The sequence below is a fragment of the Burkholderia stagnalis genome (assembly GCF_039848545.1).
In the GTDB taxonomy this organism is placed as follows: Bacteria; Pseudomonadota; Gammaproteobacteria; order Burkholderiales; family Burkholderiaceae; genus Burkholderia; species Burkholderia stagnalis.
Window position 1 is genome coordinate 1,886,688 of record NZ_CP156685.1, and the last position, 17,875, is coordinate 1,904,562.

The 17,875-nt window shown below is 68.3% G+C and carries 19 protein-coding genes; 10 read left to right on the plus strand and 9 right to left on the minus strand.

All coding sequences use genetic code 11. The features are described from left to right. Nucleotides 1–129: 129 nt before the first annotated feature. From ABFO07_RS08880 to ABFO07_RS08905, 6 genes are all read left to right on the plus strand, one after another. The gene (locus ABFO07_RS08880) at nucleotides 130–1,614 is read left to right on the plus strand and encodes an NCS1 family nucleobase:cation symporter-1 (RefSeq protein ID WP_347466931.1); all 1,485 of its coding nucleotides are present in this window, start codon (nucleotides 130–132) and stop codon (nucleotides 1,612–1,614) included. Between the two features lie 10 nt (nucleotides 1,615–1,624). Next, complete coding sequence (locus ABFO07_RS08885) at nucleotides 1,625–2,452, plus strand: aspartate/glutamate racemase family protein (RefSeq protein ID WP_124480116.1); 828 nt, start codon at nucleotides 1,625–1,627, stop codon at nucleotides 2,450–2,452. A gap of 171 nt (nucleotides 2,453–2,623) precedes the next feature. Continuing rightward, nucleotides 2,624–3,577, plus strand: a complete 954-nt coding sequence (gene puuE / locus ABFO07_RS08890) for an allantoinase PuuE (protein ID WP_059565577.1) — start codon at nucleotides 2,624–2,626, stop codon at nucleotides 3,575–3,577. After that, entirely contained in the window at nucleotides 3,574–4,095 is a 522-nt protein-coding gene (gene uraD, locus ABFO07_RS08895; RefSeq protein ID WP_059565576.1) for a 2-oxo-4-hydroxy-4-carboxy-5-ureidoimidazoline decarboxylase, read from the plus strand. Before puuE ends, uraD begins: the two co-directional genes overlap by 4 nt. A gap of 73 nt (nucleotides 4,096–4,168) precedes the next feature. Then, nucleotides 4,169–5,182 carry an allantoicase gene (gene alc / locus ABFO07_RS08900; protein WP_059885150.1) on the plus strand — a complete coding sequence of 338 codons (1,014 nt, stop codon included), beginning with the start codon at nucleotides 4,169–4,171 and terminating at the stop codon, nucleotides 5,180–5,182. After that, entirely contained in the window at nucleotides 5,179–5,691 is a 513-nt protein-coding gene (locus ABFO07_RS08905) for an ureidoglycolate lyase (RefSeq protein WP_347466934.1), read from the plus strand. The genes alc and ABFO07_RS08905 overlap by 4 nt, the downstream gene beginning before the upstream one ends. Before the next feature lie 154 nt (nucleotides 5,692–5,845). On the opposite strand, the gene ABFO07_RS08910 is transcribed toward ABFO07_RS08905, so the two are convergent. After that, entirely contained in the window at nucleotides 5,846–6,661 is an 816-nt protein-coding gene (locus ABFO07_RS08910; RefSeq protein ID WP_060017024.1) for an aminotransferase class IV family protein, read from the minus strand. Nucleotides 6,662–6,795: 134 nt separating this feature from the next. Between ABFO07_RS08910 and ABFO07_RS08915 the strand changes: the two genes are divergently transcribed. Together ABFO07_RS08915 and ABFO07_RS08920 are read left to right on the plus strand one after the other, a co-directional pair. Next, entirely contained in the window at nucleotides 6,796–7,716 is a 921-nt protein-coding gene (locus ABFO07_RS08915) for a LysR substrate-binding domain-containing protein (protein ID WP_059885144.1), read from the plus strand. An 82-nt stretch (nucleotides 7,717–7,798) separates the two neighbouring features. After that, nucleotides 7,799–8,209: an ACT domain-containing protein gene (locus ABFO07_RS08920; RefSeq protein ID WP_347466936.1), complete on the plus strand. Its 411-nt coding sequence runs from the start codon at nucleotides 7,799–7,801 to the stop codon at nucleotides 8,207–8,209. Nucleotides 8,210–8,314: 105 nt separating this feature from the next. Here the strand turns inward: ABFO07_RS08920 and ABFO07_RS08925 are convergent, their stop codons facing one another. Both ABFO07_RS08925 and uraH read right to left on the minus strand, forming a co-directional pair. Beyond that, nucleotides 8,315–9,508, minus strand: coding sequence for a urate hydroxylase PuuD (locus tag ABFO07_RS08925; RefSeq protein ID WP_347466938.1), 1,194 nt, complete (start codon nucleotides 9,506–9,508; stop codon nucleotides 8,315–8,317). A 54-nt stretch (nucleotides 9,509–9,562) separates the two neighbouring features. Next, the gene (uraH, locus tag ABFO07_RS08930; RefSeq protein ID WP_059565559.1) at nucleotides 9,563–9,916 is read right to left on the minus strand and encodes a hydroxyisourate hydrolase; all 354 of its coding nucleotides are present in this window, start codon (nucleotides 9,914–9,916) and stop codon (nucleotides 9,563–9,565) included. 495 nt (nucleotides 9,917–10,411) lie between these two features. On the opposite strand from uraH, the gene ABFO07_RS08935 reads away from it, so the two are divergent. Beyond that, a complete protein-coding gene (locus ABFO07_RS08935) occupies nucleotides 10,412–11,830 on the plus strand; it encodes an 8-oxoguanine deaminase (protein WP_059565557.1) in 1,419 nt (472 codons plus the stop codon). An 80-nt stretch (nucleotides 11,831–11,910) separates the two neighbouring features. Here the strand turns inward: ABFO07_RS08935 and ABFO07_RS08940 are convergent, their stop codons facing one another. Together ABFO07_RS08940 and ABFO07_RS08945 are read right to left on the minus strand one after the other, a co-directional pair. Further along, nucleotides 11,911–12,840: a LysR substrate-binding domain-containing protein gene (locus ABFO07_RS08940; RefSeq protein WP_011885102.1), complete on the minus strand. Its 930-nt coding sequence runs from the start codon at nucleotides 12,838–12,840 to the stop codon at nucleotides 11,911–11,913. 161 nt (nucleotides 12,841–13,001) lie between these two features. Continuing rightward, nucleotides 13,002–13,211 (minus strand): dodecin, encoded by a 210-nt coding sequence (locus tag ABFO07_RS08945; RefSeq protein WP_059565555.1) that lies wholly within the window; start codon nucleotides 13,209–13,211, stop codon nucleotides 13,002–13,004. A gap of 148 nt (nucleotides 13,212–13,359) precedes the next feature. Here ABFO07_RS08945 and ABFO07_RS08950 point away from each other — a divergent pair, with 148 nt between their 5' ends. Then, on the plus strand, nucleotides 13,360–14,250 hold the full coding sequence (locus ABFO07_RS08950) for an NAD(P)-dependent oxidoreductase (protein WP_347466941.1): 891 nt from the start codon (nucleotides 13,360–13,362) through the stop codon (nucleotides 14,248–14,250). A 75-nt stretch (nucleotides 14,251–14,325) separates the two neighbouring features. On the opposite strand, the gene ABFO07_RS08955 is transcribed toward ABFO07_RS08950, so the two are convergent. From ABFO07_RS08955 to ABFO07_RS08970, 4 genes are all read right to left on the minus strand, one after another. Beyond that, nucleotides 14,326–14,772 carry a hypothetical protein gene (locus ABFO07_RS08955; RefSeq protein ID WP_017331909.1) on the minus strand — a complete coding sequence of 149 codons (447 nt, stop codon included), beginning with the start codon at nucleotides 14,770–14,772 and terminating at the stop codon, nucleotides 14,326–14,328. Nucleotides 14,773–15,108: 336 nt separating this feature from the next. After that, nucleotides 15,109–15,540 carry a large conductance mechanosensitive channel protein MscL gene (gene mscL, locus ABFO07_RS08960; protein WP_347466943.1) on the minus strand — a complete coding sequence of 144 codons (432 nt, stop codon included), beginning with the start codon at nucleotides 15,538–15,540 and terminating at the stop codon, nucleotides 15,109–15,111. A gap of 226 nt (nucleotides 15,541–15,766) precedes the next feature. Continuing rightward, nucleotides 15,767–16,948 carry a tetratricopeptide repeat protein gene (locus ABFO07_RS08965; protein ID WP_347466945.1) on the minus strand — a complete coding sequence of 394 codons (1,182 nt, stop codon included), beginning with the start codon at nucleotides 16,946–16,948 and terminating at the stop codon, nucleotides 15,767–15,769. Nucleotides 16,949–17,027: 79 nt separating this feature from the next. Next, nucleotides 17,028–17,708 (minus strand): PspA/IM30 family protein, encoded by a 681-nt coding sequence (locus tag ABFO07_RS08970; RefSeq protein ID WP_059565549.1) that lies wholly within the window; start codon nucleotides 17,706–17,708, stop codon nucleotides 17,028–17,030. Nucleotides 17,709–17,875: the final 167 nt, after the last annotated feature.

Sequence of the window (17,875 nt, forward strand, 5' to 3'; positions counted from 1 at the left end):
CGCGCCACCTGAGCTGAAGCAATGCCGGCCGCGGCCCACGCCGCGGCCGCAGGTCCGACCCCGGACGACGACCCCGGGGCGATTTCGATGACGATGGAGCGGCCGCCCGGCCGCGGTCAAGGAGAAGTCATGGCTCAGTTCAGTGTCGCGCACGACAGCGCATATCCGGCGGAAAGCGGCGGCGAGGGCAGTGATCCGCCGTTGCCGGGCGGGTTCAGCGAGCGTCTGTACAACGAAGATTTGGCACCCCTGAAGAATCAGACCTGGGGCGCGTACAACATCTTCGCGTTCTGGATGTCGGACGTGCACAGCGTCGGCGGCTACGTGTTCGCGGGCAGCCTGTTCGCGCTCGGGCTGACGAGCTGGCAGGTGCTGATCGCGCTGATCGTCGGCATCGGCCTCGTCAACGCGCTGTGCAACCTGATCGCGCGGCCGAGCCAGCAGATCGGCGTGCCGTATCCGGTCGCGTGCCGCGCGACCTTCGGCGTGCTCGGCGCGAACGTGCCGGCCGTGATCCGCGGGCTGATCGCGATCGCGTGGTACGGCATCCAGACCTATCTCGCGTCGAGCGCGCTGGTGATCGTCGTGCTGAAGTTCTTCCCGCAATGGCTGCCGTACGCGGACGTGCACCGCTACGGCTTGCTCGGCCTGTCGGCCGTCGGCTGGGTGGGCTTCATGCTGCTGTGGGTGCTGCAGGCGTTCGTATTCTGGAACGGGATGGAGACGATCAAGAAATTCATCGACTTCGCGGGCCCGGCCGTCTATGTCGTGATGTTCATCCTCGCGGGCTACATGGTGTGGCGCGCGGGCTGGCGCAACATCGGCATCAACCTCGGCGGCGTCAAGTATCACGGCGCCGAAGTGATCCCGGTGATGATCACGGCCATTTCGCTCGTCGTGTCGTACTTCTCGGGGCCGATGCTGAACTTCGGCGACTTCTCGCGTTATTGCCGCAGCTTCGGCGACGTGAAGCGCGGCAACTTCTGGGGCCTGCCGGTCAACTTCCTCGCGTTCTCGCTCGTCACGGTGATCACGACCGCCGCGACGCTGCCGGTGTTCGGCGAGCTGATCACCGACCCGGTCGAGACGGTCGGCCGCATCGACCATCCGACCGCGGTGATCCTCGGTGCGCTGACCTTCACGATCGCGACGATCGGCATCAACATCGTCGCGAACTTCGTGTCGCCCGCGTTCGACTTCTCGAACGTCGCGCCGCGGCTCATCAGCTGGCGCGCGGGCGGGATGCTCGCGGCGGTCGCGTCGATCTTCATCACGCCGTGGAACCTGTTCAACAACCCGGCCGTGATCCATTACACGCTCGACGTGCTCGGCGCGTTCATCGGCCCGCTTTACGGCGTGCTGATCGCCGACTTCTATCTCGTCAAGCGCGGCAGGCTCGTGCGCGACGACCTGTACACGATGTCCGAGCGCGGCGCGTACTGGTACACGGGCGGCGTGAACCGCCGCGCGCTCGCCGCGCTGCTGCCGGCCGCGGTGATCGCGATCGTCTGCGTGATGATGCCGGGCTGGCAGGGCGTCGCGAACTTCTCGTGGTTCATCGGCGCGGCGCTCGGCTTCGTGTTCTACCGGCTGCTCGCGCAACCGAAGGCCTGAGGCGCGCGCGATGAAGATCAAGCTGATCAATCCGAACACGACGCAGCGGATGACCGACGCGATGGGCCGCTGCGCGCGCGAGGTCGCGGCCGGCGGCACCACGGTGGTGGCGGTCAGCCCGCCGATGGGCCCGCCGTCGATCGAGGGCCATTACGACGAGGCGCTCGCGACGCCCGGGCTGCTCGCCGAGATCGCGCAGGGCGAGCGCGACGGCTTCGATGCGTACGTGATCGCGTGCTTCGGCGATCCGGGGCTGTATGCGGCGCGCGAGCTCGCGCGCGGGCCCGTGATCGGCATCGCCGAGGCGGCGATGCATGCGGCGAGCGTGCTCGCGCCCGGCTTCTCGGTCGTCACGACGCTCGCGCGCACCTGCGGGATGGCGTGGCACCTCGCCGAGCGCTACGGGATGAAGCGATTCTGCCGCAACGTGCGCGCGACCGACGTCGCGGTGCTCGAGCTCGACCGCCCGGGCTCGGCCGCGCGCCGGATCATCGTCGACGAATGCCGGCGCGCGCTCGACGAGGACGGCGCCGACGCGATCGTGCTCGGCTGTGCAGGGATGGCCGAATTCGCGCACGAGATCGAGCGGGAGATCGGCGCGCCGGTGGTCGAGGGCGTGACCGCGGCGCTCAAATGGGCGGAGGCGCTCGTCGCGCTGCGGCTCGCGACCGCGAAGCGCGGCGACTATGCGCGGCCGCTGCCGAAGCGCTACGACGGCGAATTCGCGCGTTTCAGCCCCGACGCGGCCGCACCGGGCCCGGCGCACGGCCGGCCGGGCGCAGACGCGCCGCAGGCCGCCGCGGCCGGCTTGCCGCACCCGCACATACACACCGTCTGACACGCACTATCTGCGCCGCTGTATGGGCGCGTATGGGCGTTTTCGCTACACTGGGCCGTCAATCGCATCGGCTCCGGCGGGGGCGCCGCAAGGCCGGTGCGAGCGCGGCGGCCCCTCGGCGGGGCCGATCGATACCCAATAATTCAGCAGGTATTCGTCGCACATCGAACCATGTCACTCGATTCCAACTATCCACGCGATCTGATCGGCTACGGCCGCCATCCGGTGCAGGCGAACTGGCCCGGGCGGGCGCGCGTCGCCGTGCAGTTCGTGCTGAACTACGAAGAGGGCGGCGAGAACTGCGTGCTGCACGGCGACCCCGGTTCCGAGCAGTTCCTGTCGGAAATCGTCGGCGCGGCCGCGTATCCGGATCGCCACATGAGCATGGAGTCGATCTACGAATACGGGTCGCGGGCCGGCGTGTGGCGCATCCTGCGCGAGTTCGAGAAGCGCGGGCTGCCGCTCACCGTGTTCGGCGTCGGCATGGCGATCGAGCGGCATCCGGAGCTCGCGCGCGCGTTCGTCGAGCTGGGCCATGAAATCGCGTGCCACGGCTGGCGCTGGATCCACTACCAGGCCATGACGCCGGAGCTCGAGGCCGAGCACATGCGGCTCGGCATGGAAGCGATCGAGCGCGTGACGGGCGAGCGGCCGCTCGGCTGGTACACCGGGCGCGACAGCCCGAACACGCACCGGCTCGTCGCTGAATACGGCGGCTTCCTGTACGACTCCGACAACTACGGCGACGACCTGCCGTTCTGGATGGACGTCGAAGTGTCGGGCGGCGGCACGACGCCGCAGCTGATCGTGCCGTATACGCTCGACACCAACGACATGCGCTTCGCGACGCCGCAGGGCTTCAACACCGCGGATCACTTCTTCCACTACCTGCGCGACGCGTTCGACGTGCTGTACGAGGAGGGCGACGAAGCGCCGAAGATGCTGTCGATCGGCATGCACTGCCGGCTGCTCGGCCGGCCGGGCCGGTTCCGCGCGCTGCAGAAGTTCCTCGACCACATCGAGCAGCACGATCGCGTATGGGTGACGCGGCGTGTCGATATCGCGCGTCACTGGCGCGAACATCATCCGTATCAGCCCAATCTTCGGAACCAAGGGAAAGCATGAAGGCGATGCGTTACACGTTGGAGCAACTGAACACGATGGCGCCGGGCGCATTCGTCGCGGCGCTGTCCGGGATCTTCGAACACTCGCCGTGGGTTGCCGAGGCGGCCGCGGGCGCACGGCCGTACGCGAGCATCGACGCGCTGCACCAGACGATGTCGGGCGCCGTGGAGACGGCCGGCGAAGTGCGCCAGCTCGCGCTGATCAACGCGCACCCGGAGCTCGCGGGCAAGGCCGCGGTGCGTGGCGAACTGACGGAGGAATCGACGCGCGAGCAGAGCGGCGCGGGCCTCGCGCAGTGCACGCAGGAAGAGTTCGACAGGCTGCAGACGCTGAACCGCACCTATCGCGAGAAGTTCGGGTTCCCGTTCATCCTAGCGGTGCGCGGCTACGACCGGCACGGCATCATCGCGAACTTCGAGTCGCGCGTGAACCACACGCGCACCGAGGAGCTGCGCGCGAGCCTCGACCAGATCTACCGGATCGCGCGTTTCCGGCTCGACGACCTGATCGACGCCTGAACCCGCTGCGTCGCCTGCCGCGTCGCGGCGGCGACCACGCAATACAGCAAGCAACACAGACAAGGAACACACCATGGCCATCCCGCTTCTCGACCCCAACGCACCTGATTTCACGCGGCGCTACGTGAACCTCGCCGACCCGCGTCTCGGTGCGCAGGCGCTCGAGGCCAGCGACGATTTCTTCGCGCCGAAGGAGCGCATGCTGAACCCCGAGCCGGCCGTCTTCATCCCCGGCAAGTACGACGACCACGGCAAGTGGATGGACGGCTGGGAAACGCGCCGCAAGCGCACGACCGGCTACGACTGGTGCATCGTCAAGCTCGCGCGCCCGGGCGTGATCAAGGGCTTCGACATCGATACGAGCCACTTCACCGGCAACTTCCCGCCGGCCGCGTCGGTCGAGGCCGCGTTCGTGGCCGACGGCGCGCCGACGCATGCGACCGAGTGGGTCGAGATCGTGCCGTCGACGACGCTGCAGGGCAACAGCCACCACTACGTCGAGGCGAGCGATGCGCGCGCGTTCACGCACCTGCGCGTGAACATCTACCCGGACGGCGGCATCGCGCGCCTGCGCGTGTACGGCCAGCCGCAGCTCGACTGGGCGGGCGCGAGCGCGAGCGAGCTGTTCGATCTCGCCGCGATGGAAAACGGCGGCTACGTGGTCGCCGCGAACAACCAGCACTTCGGCGTTGCGTCTAACCTGCTGCTGCCGGGGCGCGGCGTGAACATGGGCGACGGCTGGGAAACCCGCCGCCGCCGCGAGCCGGGCAACGACTGGGCGATCATCGCGCTGGCGCAGCCGGGCGTGATCCGCAAGATCGAAGTCGACACCGCGTTCTTCAAGGGCAACTATCCGGACCGCTGCTCGATCCAGGCCGCGTACGTGACGGGCGGCACCGACAGCTCGCTGATCACGCAGTCGATGTTCTGGCCGGCGCTGCTCGGCGAGCAGAAGCTGCAGATGGACAAGCAGCACTACTTCGAGCGCGAGCTCGCCTCGCTCGGCCCCGTCACGCACGTGCGCCTGAACATCATTCCGGACGGCGGCGTGTCGCGCCTGCGTCTCATCGGGACGCTCGACAAATGAACACGCTCATCATCGAACCGCTGACCCGGGAAGCATTCGCGCCGTTCGGCGACGTGATCGAGACGGACGGCGCGAAGCAGATTCCGATCAACCTCGGCACGACGATCCGCTTTCACGATCTCGCCAAGGTCGACGTCGAAGAGCAAGGCGGCCGCACGCTCGTCAACCTGTTCCGCGGCCAGCCGCGCACGCTGCCGTTCGAGGTGAAGATGCTCGAGCGGCATCCGCTCGGCAGCCAGGCATTCGTGCCGCTGAACGACAAGCCGTATCTCGTCGTGGTCGCGCCCGCGGGCGAGCTCGATCCGGCGAAGATCCGCGCGTTCGTGACGAGCGGCTGGCAGGGCGTCAACTATGCGAAGGGCGTGTGGCATCACCCGCTGATTGCGCTCGGCGACGTCAGCGATTTCATCGTCGTCGATCGTGGCGGGGACGGGCTGAACCTCAACGAACAGGATCTGCCGCAATCGCTGTGGCTGACCGAGGAGGCGCTGCTCGCGCCGGCGGCCTGAGCTTTCTGCCGACGTCACGGCATCAGCCTGACGAAACCCGCGCATTTTGCGCGGGTTTTTTTATGCGTGCGCGATGCGCTCAGGCGGTTTGCGGTTCGGGATCGAGGTGATCGCGGGACCGCATGAGGGTGTCGACGGTCGACGGCGCGAAGCGTCAAGGCGCGACGAGCGGCTCCGCGTCATACGCACGATGCAGCAGCGCGACGAACGACGCCGCGTCGGGCAGCGTTGCCGCGCCGAACCGGCGCACCGCGATGCCCGGCGTCCACGAGTTCATGACGACGGCGCCCGTCATCGCGGGAACATCGGCAGGCGTCAGCGCGCGATCGTGTTGCGGCACGCCGAGCCGTGCCAGCTGCCGGCGCACGATCTGCATCGTGACGCCGTCGAGCCGGTCGGCCGCGGGCCAAACAACTGCGTCGCCGTCCCGGAATGCGAGGTTCCAGATCGAGCCTTCGCTGATGTGCCCGCGACGATCGACGAATGCCGCGTCGTCGAAACCTTGTGCGACCGCGCGGCGCAGGAAGTGCGTCTTGGCGACTTCGCCGACGTGCTTGATGCCCGGCAGCACGCGCTCGTAGTCGAACAGCGCGAGATCGAGCGGGCCGGCGGGGCCCGACGACGGCGGCGCGGTGCGGACCAGCACGTCAAGTGCCTCGTCGTCGCGCGCGGCGGCGAATTCGCCGGTCGTTGCGTGCACGGTCGCGGTCAGCGAAAGCGCCGACGGTGCATGCGCGAGCGCGGCGCGCAGGAACGCGCGCATCCGCTCGTCCGGCAGTGCCTGCCCGAACAATGCGTGTGATGCGTCGCGCAGCCGCGCGAGATGCAGGTCGAGGCCGCGTATGCGGCCGTCGCGCACCTGCATCGCGGTGAAGTGCGCGTGGCCCGCGAACGCGAGCGGGGCGAGCGCGTCCTGCGTGGCGGCCATGCCGTTGAGCTGGGCGACGGATGGAAACGAGGTGACGGTCATCGATGGATCTCCGGGTTCGGTCGCGGGCAGTGCGCGGCCCGCGTGATCTTCAAGAAGATGTATTGTTTGCCGATTGATGGCGTGCTGAAAAACGAGTAGTTTTCGAACGGTCATCAAATTTCTCTTGAAGATCGATGGAACGCATGTGGCCCGGTACGCGCGCGCTGAGGACGTTCGATGCGGCGGCGCGGCACCTGAATTTCACGCGGGCGGCGGACGAGGTCGGGCTGACGCCCGCCGCCGTCAGTCACCAGGTCAAGGAAATCGAGGAACAGCTTGGCGTCGCGCTGTTCGTCCGCACGAGCCGCAGCATCCGGCTGACGCCCGCCGGCGCCGTGCTGGCCGAAGCCGCCGCCGATGCGCTCGCGGGGCTGCGGCGCGCGACCGCGCGGGCGCGGCGCATGGCGCGCGAACAGACCGAACTGCGCGTGTCGGTCGGCGCGCGCTTCGCGACGCACTGGCTGTTGCCGCGCCTGCCGCGCTGGCGGGCCGCGCATCCTGCGCTCGACCTGACGTTCGACATCACCGACCGGCTGCGCGATTTCGACGCCGACGACGTGGACGTCGCGATCCGCTTCGGCGCCGGGCGCTATCGCGATGCGTGCGCGGAGCGCCTGTTCGGCACGTCGGTCGTCGCGGTCTGCAGCCCGGCGCTGCTGGCGGCCGGGCCGGCTTTGCGTGCGCCGCACGACCTGCTGCGCCATACGCTCTGCCACGTGGCGTGCGAGGTCGACGGCGTGGCGTGGCCCGGCTGGTCGGCGTGGATGGCGGCGGCCGGCGTCGACGGCTTCGACGACGGTCGTTGCGTCGCGTTTCCGGACGCGAGCCATGTCGTGCAGGCCGTGATGGACGGCACGGCGATCGGGCTTGCGGAGCCGGAGCTGATCGCGCGCGACCTTGCGGAAGGGCGCATCGTGCGCCTGTTCGACGTGCGCGTCGAGGTCGCGCCGACTGTCGCGTACCACGTCGTGTACCCGGAACGCACGCGCGACGATCCGCGCATCGTCGCGCTGCGCGGCTGGCTCGCGGGCGAGATCGCGTCGATGCCCGCGTGACCGCCCGCGATCGCGACTATCGCGCGTGGTATCGTGCGCGCATCGTCACCACATCGCGTCTCGCCCGGACGCCGATCTCACGATGAGCCAACCCGAAACCGACCTCGCGATCCTGTTGCGCACGATGCAGCCCGAGCTGCACCCGGGCGCGTACGCATTCGTGTCGCTGCCGCACGATTCCCACGTATCGTTATCCGAAACGATTGCGACCTTCCATGAAGCGGAGGGACTGACGGTCGTCGTCAGCGAGGAAACGGCGGCCCGCCACGGCTGGCCGGTGCTGTTCCGCGCCGCATGGATCACGCTGACCGTGCACTCCGACCTGCAGGCGGTCGGGCTCACGGCCGCGTTCGCCCGGGCGCTCGGCGCGGCCGGCATCAGTTGCAACGTGATGGCGGCTGCGTACCACGACCACATCTTCGTGCCGTTCGACGAAGGCGCCCGGGCGCTCGACGCACTGGTCGCGCTGCAACGCGATGCAGCGCGCGGCTAGCGAGCCGGGCCGCATACCCCGGTAATCCTCGCTGGAACAAAAAACGGGCCCGCTTCCGGGCCCGCAAAGGGAGAGGGGGGCGCCGGCGCACCGGCACGCGGCAGCTTACTTCGTCGCGCCGCCCTCGAACCACGCGGCGAGCTTGATGCGCTCGTCGTCCGTCATGTGCGTGACGTTGCCGATCGGCATCGCCTTCAGTCGCACGGCCTGTTCGTAGATCCGCTGCGCGTTCTTCGACACTTCGTCCGACGTATCGAACATCACGCCGGCGGGCGCGCTGCCCATCAGCGTCGGCTTGGCCGAGTGGCACTGGACGCAGCGCTGCTGCAGGATCGGCATGATGTCGTTGATCACGACCTTCGGCGCGTTCGCGGCCTGCGCTTCCGGTGCGACCGGCTTCGGCGTCGTCCACACCAGCGCGCCGGCCAGCAGCGCGACGCCGCCGATCGGCAGGTACCACAGCTGCTTGCCGCGGTGGCGCATCACGAAGAACTGGCGGATCAGCGCGCCGGCCAGCATGATCAGCACGAGCACGACCCAGTTGAACTTGTTCGTGTACGTCATCGCGTAGTGGTTCGACAGCATCGCGAACACGACGGGCAGCGTGAAGTACGTGTTGTGCACCGAGCGCTGCTTGCCGCGCTTGCCGTAGATCGGGTTCGGCTCCTCGCCCTTGAGCATCTTGTCGACCATCTTGCGCTGGCCGGGAATGATCACGAAGAACACGTTCGCCGACATGATCGTCGCGAGCATCGCGCCGACGATCAGGTAGGCGGCACGGCCTGCGAAGATGTGGCACGCGAGGTACGCGGCGACGACGACGTAGATGCCGACGCAGATGCCGAGCAGGCGGTCGTTGGTGCCGAGGATGCGGCACAGCGAGTCGTAGACGATCCAGCCGGCCGCGAGGAAGCCGAGCGCGGACGCGACGGCGACCACCGGGCCCATGTCGAGCACGTTCTTGTCGATCAGGTACGTGTTCGGCGCGAGCAGGTACAGCACGAAGAACAGCGAGAAGCCCGACAGCCAGGTGGTGTACGACGGCCACTTCGACCAGTGCAGGTCATCCGGCATTTCCGGCGGGGCGACCGTGTACTTCTGCATGTTGTAGAAGCCGCCGCCGTGGACGTGCCACAGCTCGCCGAACACGCCGCGCTTGCGCTGGTTCGGGTCGGTCGGCGGTTTCAGGCTGTTGTCGAGCGCGACGAAATAGAACGACTCGCCGATCCACGCAATGGCGACGATGACGTGCAGCCATCGCAGCGCGAGGTTCAGCCAGTCGGTGATGAAGCCTTCCATGAAACTCCTCCAGACTCAGATCGTTGTCTTTGATGCGGGCAGCCGATACGTGTGTCAGCTGCCGCGATACGTGCTGTACGACCACGGCGACACGAGCAGCGGCACGTGGTAGTGCGAGCCGGCGTCGGCGATGCCGAAGCGCAGCACGACGCGATCGACGAAGCGGGGTTCGGGCACCTTCACGCCGAGCGACGCGAAGTAGTCGCCGGCATGGAACACGAGTTCGTATTCGCCGGCGCTGAGCGCGGCGCCTTCCAGCAGGGGTTCGTCGCAGCGGCCGTCGCTATTGGTCAGCACGGTCTTGATCGCGCGGCGCGATTCGCCGTCCAGCGCGTAGAGGTCCACCTTGAGCGCGGCGCCGGGGCGGCCGTGCGCCGTATCGAGGACGTGGGTAGTGAGCTTTCCCATTCGCAGTTTTCCTTGTGTGAATGCGAGGTTCGGCGGCGGCTCGATCCATGGACTGTGCGGCGGATCGAGGCTCCACGTCACGTGGCTACATACCCGTCGGCGAGATTGAAGCGAGCGCCGTGCAGGCATTGTAAGAACGTTCCCGATGCAAATACGGGCGCGATATCAAAGATAATGCGCCGCGCATGAGCCGCTGTCGACGGCGGGCAAAAACCCCGCCGTGCCGCGCTCGGCGGGCTGTTGAACGGCCCTCGCGCGTACCATATCGAAACCGTGAAGCGCAGTATTCGGCGTGGCGCATTGTGCGTCGCGCGCGCATCGGCGATCCTCCCGCCGTGCGCGTCGGCCCGAGGCCGGCGCGCACCCCGAAGACGGCGAGCACGCCGGGTAACCGGGCCAGGGCGTTCGAACGGACGCAGGCACCGGGGCGTGCCGCGAATCTGCGTTCGAACGGCTTTGCGACCGCCCGAAAGGGCTGACCGACGCGGAGAACGCATGAATCCCGAGCAGCACTCCGGCGCGCAGGCACGCGCGCCGCACGTATCCCCATCCCGCCCGAAGACCTTGCTGGTCAAGCACGCCGACGTGCTCGTGACCATGGACGACGCGCGCCGCGAGCTGCGCGACGCGGGGCTCTACATCGAAGACAACCGGATCGTCGCGGTCGGCCCGAGCGCCGAGCTGCCCGATACCGCCGACGAAGTGCTCGACCTGCGCGGGCACCTCGTGATCCCGGGGCTCGTGAACACGCACCATCACATGTACCAGAGCCTCACGCGCGCGGTGCCGGCCGCGCAGAACGCCGAGCTGTTCGGCTGGCTCACGAACCTGTACCGGATCTGGGCGCACCTGACGCCCGAGATGATCGAGGTGTCGACGCTCACCGCGATGGCCGAGCTGCTGCAGTCGGGCTGCACGACGTCGAGCGATCATCTGTACATCTATCCGAACGGCAGCCGGCTCGACGACAGCATCGGCGCCGCGCAGCGGATCGGCATGCGCTTTCACGCGAGCCGCGGCGCGATGAGCGTCGGCCAGCGCGACGGCGGGCTGCCGCCCGATTCGGTCGTCGAGCGCGAGCCCGACATCCTGCGCGATGCGCAACGGCTGATCGAGACCTATCACGACGAAGGACGCTACGCGATGCTGCGGGTCGTCGTCGCGCCGTGCTCGCCGTTTTCGGTGAGCCGCGAGCTGATGCGCGACGCTGCGCGGCTCGCGCGCGAATACCGCGTGTCGCTGCACACCCACCTCGCGGAAAACGTCAACGACATCGCGTACAGCCGCGAGAAGTTCGGGATGACGCCGGCCGAATACGCGGAAGATCTCGGCTGGGTCGGGCACGACGTCTGGCATGCGCATTGCGTGCAGCTCGACGACGCCGGCATCGGCCTGTTCGCGCGCACCGGCACGGGCGTCGCGCATTGCCCGTGCTCGAACATGCGGCTCGCGTCGGGCATCGCGCCGGTGAAGAAGATGCGGCTCGCCGGCGTGCCGGTCGGGCTCGGCGTCGACGGCTCGGCGTCGAACGACGGCGCGCAGATGGTCGCGGAAGTGCGGCAGGCGCTGCTGCTGCAGCGCGTCGGCTTCGGGCCCGACGCGATGACTGCGCGCGAGGCGCTCGAGATCGCGACGCTCGGCGGCGCGAAGGTGCTGAACCGCGACGACATCGGCGCGTTGAAGCCCGGCATGGCCGCCGACTTCGCCGCGTTCGACCTGCGCCAGCCGCTGTTCGCGGGCGCGCTGCACGATCCGGTCGCGGCGCTGGTGTTCTGCGCGCCGTCGCAGGCGGCGTACACGGTGGTGAACGGGAAGGTCGTGGTGCGGGAAGGGCAGTTGGCGACGCTCGACCTGCCGCCCGTCATCGCGCGTCACAACGCGCTCGCGCAGGCGCTCGTCGAAGCGTCGCGCTGACGCGGCGCACCGGCCGCCCGCCGTGACGATGCACGGCGGCGGCCGGCCTATTGCATGCCTTTGCGCGCCATCGCGCGCCGTTACGCCTCGATCAGCGTACGGGTGGCCTCGGCGACGAGGCTGCGCAGCCAGCGCACTTCGTCGGAGTAATGGCAGCGCTCGTGCCACAGCTGGTAGTACTGCATCGGCGGGAAGTCGAGCGGCGCGGGCACGACCGACAGCGGCAGGAACTTCGCGTAGTGGTCGGCGAACAGGCGCGTCGTCGTGAAGATCAGGTCGGATTTCACGAGCACGTACGGCGCGAGGTTGAAGTACGGCAGCGTGACGACGACGTGGCGCTTCAGCCGCTCGCGCGCAAGGTGCACGTCGATCGCGCCGCGCTGGCCGACCGAGTACGGCGTCGGCGCGAGGTGCGGCGCGTTCAGGTACTGGTCGAGCGTGAGGCCGCCGCGTTTCGCGAACGGATGCGTGTTGCTCATCAGGCAGACGATCTCGTCGACGAACAGGTTCGACAGGTGCAGCTGCTCGGGCGGCTCCGGCCAGTTGCCGACCACGATGTCGAGCTTGCCGTCCTCGAGCGCGAGCTCGTAGTCGAACGCGGGGCCGAGCGAATGGAATTCGAGCGTCGCATTCGGCGCGGCCTGGCGGAAGCGTTCGACGACGGTCGGCACGAACAGCACGTTCAGGTAGTCGGGGCAGCCGATCCGGTAGCAGCGGATCGACGTGGCCGGGTCGAAGCTGTGCTGCTGGAACTTGATGCGCTCGATTTCGCGAAGCGCGTTCTGCACGGGCTCGAGCAGGCGCAGCCCGTATTCGGTCGGCACCATGCCGGACTTGCCGCGCACCAGCAGCGGATCGCCGGTGATGTCGCGCAGGCGCCGCAGCGCGGCGCTGATCGCCGGCTGCGACTGGTTCAGTTTGACGGCCGCGCGCGTGACGCTGCGCTCCATCAACAGGGTGTGCAAGACGCGCAAGAGGTACGTGTCGATCGCCTCGCGTTGCTGACTCATGATTTCTCCGTTTATATGTCCGGGCTGATCGAGTGGGGGATGGGGTATATGATTTTTAATATGAACGAAAACCAGCGTCAAGGGATGGATACCCGCACGCATCCGCCGGCGCGGCGGTGGCCGCGGCCGGAACGGTGCGCGTGAAGCGCGCGGCTGGCGCGTCAGTCGTCGATGCGCAGGCCGACTTTCAGCGTCACTTGCCAGTGGACGACCTGGTTGCCTTCGATGTGTCCGCGCGTCTCGGTCACCTGGAACCAGTGGAGGTTGTGCAGCGTCGCGGCGGCTTTCGCGATCGCATTGCGGATCGCGTCGTCGCTCGATTCCCGCGACGAACCGGTCAGTTCGATCAGCTTGTAGACGTGGTCGCTCATGATGCGCTCCCTGTCGTGCCGGGTTCTGCCACGGGCGCAGCGCGCAGGCGCTAGGCACAAGCGCAAACGGGTACGGAATGCGTCCGGCTTCTTGAGTGATAGGTATGATGGGCGGCAAGTTCAACCCATATTGGAGACGAGGCGCATCGTGGAAGTCGGATTTTGCGGACCGGGATTGATGGGCGCGCCGATGATTCGGCATTTGCTGGCGGCGGGCCACCAGGTCGGCGTATGGAACCGCACGCGTGCGAAGTCGGACGCGCTCGTGGCCGACGGCGCGCGCGTGGCCGATACGCCGCGCGCGCTGGCGGAGCAGGTCGAGACGGTGCTGATGTGCGTGCTCGACGCGCGCGCGGTCGGCGACGTCGTGTTCGGTCCAGACGGCCTGTTGTCCGGCGATACCACCGCGCGCAAGTTGCGGCGCATCGTCGATCACTCGAGCATTCCACCCGGCGTGACGCGCGACTACGCGCGGCGCGCGGCGGAGCTGGGCATCGGCTGGGTCGACGCGCCGGTGTCGGGCGGCGTGCCCGGCGCGCAGGCCGGCACGCTGGCCGTCATGGCCGGCGGCCGCGCGGCGGATCTCGACGCGGCGCGGCCGCTGATCGATACGTACGCGGCGCGCATCACGCACATGGGCGACGCCGGCGCGGGCCAGACCGCGAAGCTGTGCAACCAGGCGATCGTCACCGCGACCGTCACGGCGATCGCCGAGGCGGTCGGCCTCGCGCAGGCGAGCGGCATCGACGCCGCGCGTCTCGCGCAGGCGCTCGCCGGCGGCTGGGCCGATTCGGTGCTGCTGCAGACGTTCGTGCCGCGCATGACGTCGGGCGGGCATCCGCCGATCGGCGCGCTCAGCACGTTTCAGAAGGATGTCGACACGATCGCCGATGCGGCGCGCGATACGGGTGCGGTGATGCCGGTGTCGGCCACCGTGCAGCAGGTGCTGCGGCTCGGCGCGGCAATGGGGCTCGCCGATGCGGATTTCGCCGCGTTCATCGATATCGTCAGGCCGGGGAACGGGCGCGGGCAGGCGTGATCTCCGCGTAATGCGCGAATGGCGCGCATGGCAGATGGGCCGCCCGGAGGCGGCCCATCGGAACATGGCGTGGAATCAGCCGAGCGAACGGGGCGTCGTGTCCCCGGCGTTCTGTCGCCCGAGCCCGCTGCGCAGGCTCGCTTTCGTGCCTGCACCAAATTCGGGCAGGATGCGCGCGCGGGCGCGGCTCGCGAAGACGAGGAAGCCGAAGCCATTCGATTCGTACCAGTAACCACCGTTCTCGAGGCCGTCGAGCGGCTGTTCGAGCGCGTTGGCGATCGACTCGATGCAGCGCTTTCGCAATTCGGCGATCGCCGGATACGGCGGCTGCGCACCGCGCACGCTGCACAGAAGCACGTCCAGGCCGGGCAGCACATGCGCGTACAGCACAGGTTCGTCCTGCGCGCGGGCGCGTGCGATCTTGGTGTCGAGCTGGGCGAACGGTTTCGAATGGCGCAATACCGCGAGGAACGACTCCTGGCCATCCTGCTGCGCGCGTCGACGTTTTTTCGGGAAGGACATAAACACTCGCCTCAAAAACAATTGCAAGAAATGCGGCACTTTCATGCGACCCACTCCCGGCTATGTACGCCGCATGCCGATCCTTTATAGCACACGAACATGCTGCGCTCGTGCGGTGCGACGATCGATGTCTCCCGTCGACCCGCTCGCCACGATCGACACAGTCGGCGCCTGGCGCCTGCACTGTCGGTTCAGTCTCCATGATAGACCCGCTTTCCCGGCGCGTGCATCCGCTCGTCACAAAAAAATGCGAGGCCCGCGCATCGCGTGCCGCGCGGCGCGGGCAATAAAAAGGCCCGCACGCGGCGGGCCTGGCTGACGGTCGTGCGCGAACGCTCAGCGCTGCTTGAGTGAATCGCGGATTTCGCGCAGCAGCACGATGTCTTCCGGCGTTGCGGCCGGCGCGACTTCCGCCGGCTTGCGCAGCTTGTTGATGAATTTCACCATCAGGAAAATGATGAATGCGAGGATGATGAAGTTGATCAGCACTGTGATGAACGAACCGTAGCCGAACGCCGCGACGCCGGCGGCCTGCAGATCCTTGAACGAATCGGGATTACCCTTGAACGACGGCGGGATCGTGCCGAGCAGTACGAACTTGTTCGAGAAATCCAGGCCGCCCGTCAGGACACCGATGACCGGCATGATCAGGTCCTTCACGATCGAGTCGACGATCTTCGAGAATGCGCCGCCGATGATCACGCCGACGGCGAGATCCATCACGTTGCCCTTGACGGCGAACTCCTTGAATTCCTTGATGATGCTCATGAGCGGGTTTCTCCTTTTTAGGGCAAATGGAGGCGCGCCGCGACGCATCGTGTCGAATTCAGGGTCGGTGGCACGCCGATGGCCGCATGATAGCGAACGTGCCCCAATGCCGATAGCCCATCTTTGAATGATTGACAAATCGGCGCGGCAGGCGCGCGCCGCAAGGCGCGCAGCGCACCCGCCGGGGGAGCGGGCGCGCGATGCGGCTGCTCCCGACGCGCGGCGATCAGGTGTCGGTCCAGCCGTCGTCGTTGCTGCCGAGATCGACGCCGCCGTCGCTGCCGCCACCGTTGCCGTTGTCCCAGTTCGTACTGTCGCCGCGGCCGAGGTCGAAGCCGGGGTCGGCATCGTGCCGGCGGCGCTCGTCGTCGACGATCACGTCGCGTTCGACCACGCGGTCACGGCCGCCCGACATCGCCTGGCCGAGCAGCACGCCGGTCAGCAGCCCGCCCATCCCGCCGCCGAAGCCGCCGCCTTGCTGGATCACGACGGGCGGTTGCTGTTGCTGCGGATACTGCGGCTGCGGCGGATATTGTGAGGGATACGGCTGGCCCTGCGCGCCGGTCACGCGGTCCGCTTCCTGCGCGAACACCGAACCGCTGCCGGCGGCCGGCGGCGGGGCAGCCTGCGCGGCCGGATCGGGCCGGCCCTCGACGCGCGCCTTCACGCTCGCGTGGCGCTGCTCGAGTTCGTCGACGCGGTACGGCGGCACCGGATTCCTGCCGTTCGACAGCGCTTCGACGAGCTCGCGCGCGTCGGTCTCGATGCCCTCCAGCTCGCTCGTCAGCGCGGCCGCGCCGGGCGCCGTCGACAGCCGCGCGTCGAGCTTCAGCGGCCGGATGTCGTTGAGCACGTCGGTCGCGCGCTTCAACTGCGCGCGGCGCTCGTCGTCGGCGCGGCGATCGTCGGTCGAGCGCGCGCGCCGCAGCGTCCAGCGCAGCACCAGCGCGATCACCGCGACGATCAGGCCGAGGCCGATCCACATGCCGGTGGACGGCCCGTGTTTTTCGGCGGGCGGCACGGCGGGCGCGAGCGACGACTGCAGCGTGCCGGCATCGGCGCGCGGCGGCGTGGCGGCGACGCGCCCTGCGTCGGCGCGGATGCGCGCTTCCGTCTGCGCGAAGCGCGCAGGGTCGGCGAAGCGCAGCTGCGGATCGAGCGTCTTCGCGCGCTGCAGCTGCGCGAGCGCGTCCGACGCGCGGCCTTCGCGGTCGAGCACCTGCGCATAGAGATAGCGCGCGTGCGCGTTGTTCGGATGCGCGTCGATGACTTGCGACAGCTGCGTATCGGCGCGCTGCCAGTCGCGCTGCGCGATCGACTGCTCGACCTGCTGCAGCGACGGCACCGCAAACGCGGCGGACGACAGCATCAGCAGCGCGAAGCCGAAAGCGGCGAGGGGTTTCTTCATGATCGAACCGGGCGCGGGCGCCCGTCTCCTTGCGATCGATGCGCGCCGCGCCGGAATCCGGCGGGCGGCGCGCAGCCGGTTACTGCGCGGGCGTGTCGAGCTGCTTCTTCAGGGCGGCGAGGCGATCCTCGACCGACGGGCCCTTGTTCAGCGCGGCGAGCTTGTCGTCGAGCGCCTTGCCGCTCGACGTGTCGGCCGAATTGAGGCGTGCGTCGGAACGCGCGTTCTCCAGCGCGACCTTGTCCTCGAGCTTCTGGAAATCCTCCGACAGGTTCTTGCCGCCGATGCCGCCGAGCGCGGTGGCAGCGACGTCCTTCGCCTGCGCGATTTCCTGTTTCGCCTGCAGGATGTTCGAGCGCGCGTTCAGGTCGTTGCGGCGCTGGCGCATGTCGGCGATCTGCCCCTTGAGCTTGTCGACCGACGGCTCGAGCGTCGCGAGTTCCTTCGCGAGCGCGTCGCGCTCCGCCTCGGCGTTCGCCTGCGCGCCGAGCGCCTCGCGCGCGAGCGACTCGTCGCCCGCCTGCAGCGCGCGCTTCGCGCCGTCTTCGTACTTCTTCGCCTTGTCGTCGGCTGCATCGCGCTTGCTGCGCTGGGTCGCGACCTGCGCCTCGATCTCGATCAGCGAATTCTCGGCGCGGCCGATGCTGTCGTCGAGCTCCCGCACGATCTGGCGTGCGTCGCGCGACGGGTCCTGCACCGAGTCGGCCGCATCGTTCAACAGGCCCTTGATCGTGCGCGAAACAGAGTCGAAAAGCGACATGAAATCCTCCGAGTGTGAAAGGCGCCGCATCGCTGCGGCGTGGCCCGCGACGGTGCCGGTTGCGGCCCGCCCGTGCCGGCAGACATTAGACCACCGGCACACTTAAATACGGCTTAAACGCGCGAGTTCAAGCCGCGCGACCAGGCGGGCGCCACACCGCGCGACAT